The sequence below is a fragment of the Acetomicrobium mobile genome, from assembly GCF_937920065.1.
The window spans coordinates 1-4216 of record NZ_CALETC010000206.1; the positions used below are offsets into that span (position 1 = coordinate 1).

The 4216-nt window shown below is 43.1% G+C and carries 4 protein-coding genes; all 4 read right to left on the reverse strand.

Features of this window, described 5'->3' with window-relative positions:
- Nucleotides 1–183: 183 nt before the first annotated feature.
- On the reverse strand, nt 184–1230 hold the full coding sequence (locus Q7P41_RS08015; protein WP_303883329.1) for a TRAP transporter substrate-binding protein: 1047 nt from the start codon (nt 1228–1230) through the stop codon (nt 184–186).
- 98 nt (nt 1231–1328) lie between these two features.
- Nucleotides 1329–2624: a TRAP transporter large permease gene (locus Q7P41_RS08020; RefSeq protein ID WP_303883331.1), complete on the reverse strand. Its 1296-nt coding sequence runs from the start codon at nt 2622–2624 to the stop codon at nt 1329–1331.
- A gap of 34 nt (nt 2625–2658) precedes the next feature.
- Nucleotides 2659–3138, reverse strand: a complete 480-nt coding sequence (locus Q7P41_RS08025) for a TRAP transporter small permease (RefSeq protein WP_303883333.1) — start codon at nt 3136–3138, stop codon at nt 2659–2661.
- 91 nt (nt 3139–3229) lie between these two features.
- Entirely contained in the window at nt 3230–4063 is an 834-nt protein-coding gene (locus Q7P41_RS08030; protein WP_303883334.1) for a sugar phosphate isomerase/epimerase, read from the reverse strand.
- Nucleotides 4064–4216 lie beyond the last annotated feature (153 nt).

A 4216-nucleotide genomic window follows, 5' to 3' on the forward strand; every position in this document is an offset into this window, starting at 1 on the left:
TATCCCTACAACAACAGGCCCAGGTAACCTTCTCATGTCAGCGTTTGCCTCCTTCCATCAAGGATAATGAAAGCACCAGAATTACATCGCCCAATAACGCTTTTCAATATATGCCGCCCTAGTCCTAATCACTCGGGCGGCATATACGATTACGCGTCAATCGTTTTAATTAACGCTTCTTAATTACTGTTTGGTGTCCATAATGGCCGTCATCAGATCATCTACGATGCTATCGCCAATGTCCTTTCTGACCATCTGCTCAACTTCTTTTGCCACTTTGTCCATCCCCTGCTTCATATCATCTGTAAGCTCTATTACGGTCATGCCTTGCTGTACTATTTTTGCCAACAATTCTTCATTATTAGCTTTTGCGTTTTCAAAGAGCAGGTCACCGGCATCCCTCATACTATCATCAACTATTTTTTGATACTCCTCAGGCATGCTATCATACAGGCCCTTATTCATGACTATAGAGAGTATGAAACAAATATGATGTGTATTTACAAGATATTTCTGTACCTCGTAGAACTTGCTGGACCAGACTATCTCATAGGGATTTTCCTGTGCATCAACTATCCCCTGCTGCAGAGCTATGTAAAGCTCAGCAAAGTTCAATGGCGTCGGGTTGGCTCCAAGTGCTTTCCAAAAGGCAAGGTGATACTTATTTTCCATCGTCCTGATCTTGAGGCCCTTAAAATCGCCGAGGGTCTTGATCGGCCTGTTGGTTGTCGTCTCACGATAGTAAATAGGCTCGAAAAGAAGCAGCTTTAAGCCTGCCTTTTCATACAAAGATGATAGGCTCTCTCTAAACGAACCCGATAAAGCTTCCCTTGCAATATCAAGATTATCGAACAACATTGGGATATCAAAAACAGCAAGTTCGGGTATGAATGTTACTTGTGGGGCTGTAGTTTGTGAGACCATAGCAATGCCGCCCACCTGGCACCCTTCTAGAATTTCTCTGTCTCCGCCTAGTTGACTGTCTAAGTATATCTCGACCTTTATCTTGCCATTCGATCTTTCTTCTATCATTTCTTTAATTTTTTGTGTGACATAAGCTCTCGGCGTTTCTCCAGTCGAAGGATATGCTCCGGCTAGCTGCAATGTATATTCCGGCTTTGCCGCAGGCGCAGCTGCCTCAACTTTTGTATTGTGACCGATTAACATGAAAAACCCCAACAAGACAATAATGGCCAACATAACTCTTTTTCCATTATCTCTTAGCTTCATTTCTCTTCCTCCTTTGCCAACAAATTATAGTAAAGCCAATCGCCCTAAAACCTCATGTTTAGTAAACTTGCTTCCATTCGCTCCCCCCTTTTTATATGCTATCGCAACAGTATAAGACTAATTTGAGGTATATAGGTGATCATCAACAGTGCAACTATGAAAGAAATGATAAAAGGTATAGCCTTTATCCCTACCTTCATGACATCTTCCTTTATCAGCGGCGCTGCAACAAACAAGTCCACCCCAAAGGGTGGTGTAACCATGCCAATAGCCAAATTGCACGTCATGATTATGCCAAGGTGAATAGGATTCACGCCCAACGCCACAGCAACAGGCAGCAACATTGGTGCCAATATCGCTATGACGGGACCTACGTCCATAAACATCCCCAAGATGAAGAATATTATGTTCAGCACGAGCAAAAACACTAACTTATTCCCGGCAAAATACGTTATGACAAAATCCCTTAATGCAGCCGGAGCTTGTAAAAGTGCTAATACGCGCCCAAATACTATTGCCAGAGAGAGCAAGATAACAATTGGCGTGTAAGACTTGACCGTGTTTGATAATATTCCCATGGCATCATTTAACGTTAAAGTTTTGTATATGAATAGACACACCAGCAACGAATAAAACACCGATACTACTGCAGCTTCGGTTGGGGTAAATACTCCGCTGTAGATACCTCCTAGAATGATGACGGGAGACAATATAGCCCAAAAGCTTTCCTTAAAGACCCTGGCAAAACCCTTTCCTTTGAGCAGATTATATTTAGAAAGGATCAGTTCCTTATTTTCGCCTTTCTTTTTTGCATATATATATGCATATACCATCAAGGACAGACCGATGAGGATCCCCGGAAAAATTCCGGCAATGAACAGGTGACCGACCGATACCCCGGTAACCACACCGTAGGTGACGAAGGGAATGCTTGGAGGGATTATGACGCCCAAGGATCCGGCAGTCGCAACTAGGGCCGCACAGTAAACTGGATCGTACCCTAGAGAAACCAAAAAAGGTATAGCTATCCCCCCAACTGCGGCGGTCGTTGCCACGCCGGAACCTGAAATTGCGCCGTAAAACAGGCATGTAATGATCGCTGTGATCGGCATTCCGGCTGTCTTATTTCCAATGAAATAGGCGAAAAAATCAAACAATTTGTCGGATATTTTTCCCTTTGTCATGATGTCTCCAGACAAAATGAACAGCGGGATTGCCAATATGGGGGTGCTATCGATGGCATTGACCATATTCCGCACGACAAAGCTGATATTTCCGACGAAATTGGGATTTAAAACCCCCGGGAAAATGGTGGCTAGGCCCAAAGAAACCACTATAGGAATCCCTAGTGCAAGTCCAACCAACAGGATGACGAACATTATAACTGCCAACAAGTCAACTCACTCCAATCTGCCTGATAAAGGCTGCTTAACTACAAGGACTTTTCATGGCTACAACTAAATCCTGTATGGAGCGTATTATCGTCAAGAAGGAGCCTACCGCAATTGACAAATACACCATATACATAGGAACACCCATTGCCGGACTTGTCTGATTGGTAAGATATATCTTTTCTACCATGGGAATCGAATAGACAAATACAACTACAAAAAAAGCTACGGTGACCAATTTTGCCAGAATGGTGACAACCTTGCTGATTTTTTTAGGCAATATATCAACAAAGAAAGTAAGGGTTAAAATTGATTTCTCTCTAATTGTGTAGCCTATGCTAACGAAAGCCGACCATATAAAAGCGTAGCGGCAAAGTTCTTCAGCCCACGTCAAAGAAGCGTTGAAAACGTACCTCATAATCACCTGCAACATCATAACTATGGAGATAACGGCCAACAAATTACATAGAATATATTCCTCGAGATGTTCATTCAACCAATTGATAACTTTAGCCATTGCTAATATCACCCCTTTATCCGTTATCCTTCTCTGGAGGTCAAATCCTCTCGATCATTAACGTGTCGGCTTACTTTGACTATCTTTCCTTTCAGTTGTAATGGCACTTTGTGTCGTTGGCTTTAAAGTAATGTCTTGCGGTTTCCAAACACCTTCGCGCATGTTCTGTATAACCGTAATCTCGTACTTTCTGTGCGTTTGGTAATTCCAATGATAGCACGACACTGTCTCCCATTTTTTTCACTATATCATATATTGGAATTGCACCTTCGCCTACGTAATATCTTCCCTCTCTGCCGACAGTCACAAGGTCTTCTTTATTTGTCGGGATCTCACTGGGGCCGTCGCAGATATGCACCATGCGAAACTTTTCTTTAGGTATGTCATCGAGCTCGGACAAACTAACCTTCGAGCGATAAAAATGTAATGTATCTATTAAATATCCCGTATTATCCCGCTTCACGGTATTGATGACCTCTTTGGCTTCCTTCAAATTTTTGACGCCTGCCCATGTCACAAACTCTAGATTGACAAAGAGGTTGTATTGCTTTGCCAGATCGCACAGCTTTACAAACTGATCTAGGTAGTAGTCTTTATCATCCGTCCAGATACTGCTAATCACATCTGTAACGCCTAGTTCTGCAGCAACCTCAAAAGCCGGTTCGTAGGAAAGTACGTCTCGTCCTTTCTCTATCTTTGCAAGCTCTATGTCGTGAATTTTAACGCCCGTCTCTTCGAGGGCCGTCTTCGTAAGCTGATATAACCTGCCCCTTTTAGACAGGTCGTAATTGGGCTCTCCTGGAAGCCCCATGTAGATGCTTCTGATGCCCACGTAGTCGTAACCTATTAACTTCGCATTGTATATCATCTCGGGCGGAGTCCATTCTAAAACCGTAAGGTGTGCTAGTGAAAATTTTCTCCTCATGAAGAAGTACCTCCCTTAACTTCTCTGGTCAATGACGCCGGCCGGCATTGGCCAGCGTCATTGAATTATCTGCTTAAAATCCAAAGTAATTTTTAAATGTCCGCTTCATCAACTCGACGTCGGAATCTATCCCGAACCATAGCTTAAAGGCAG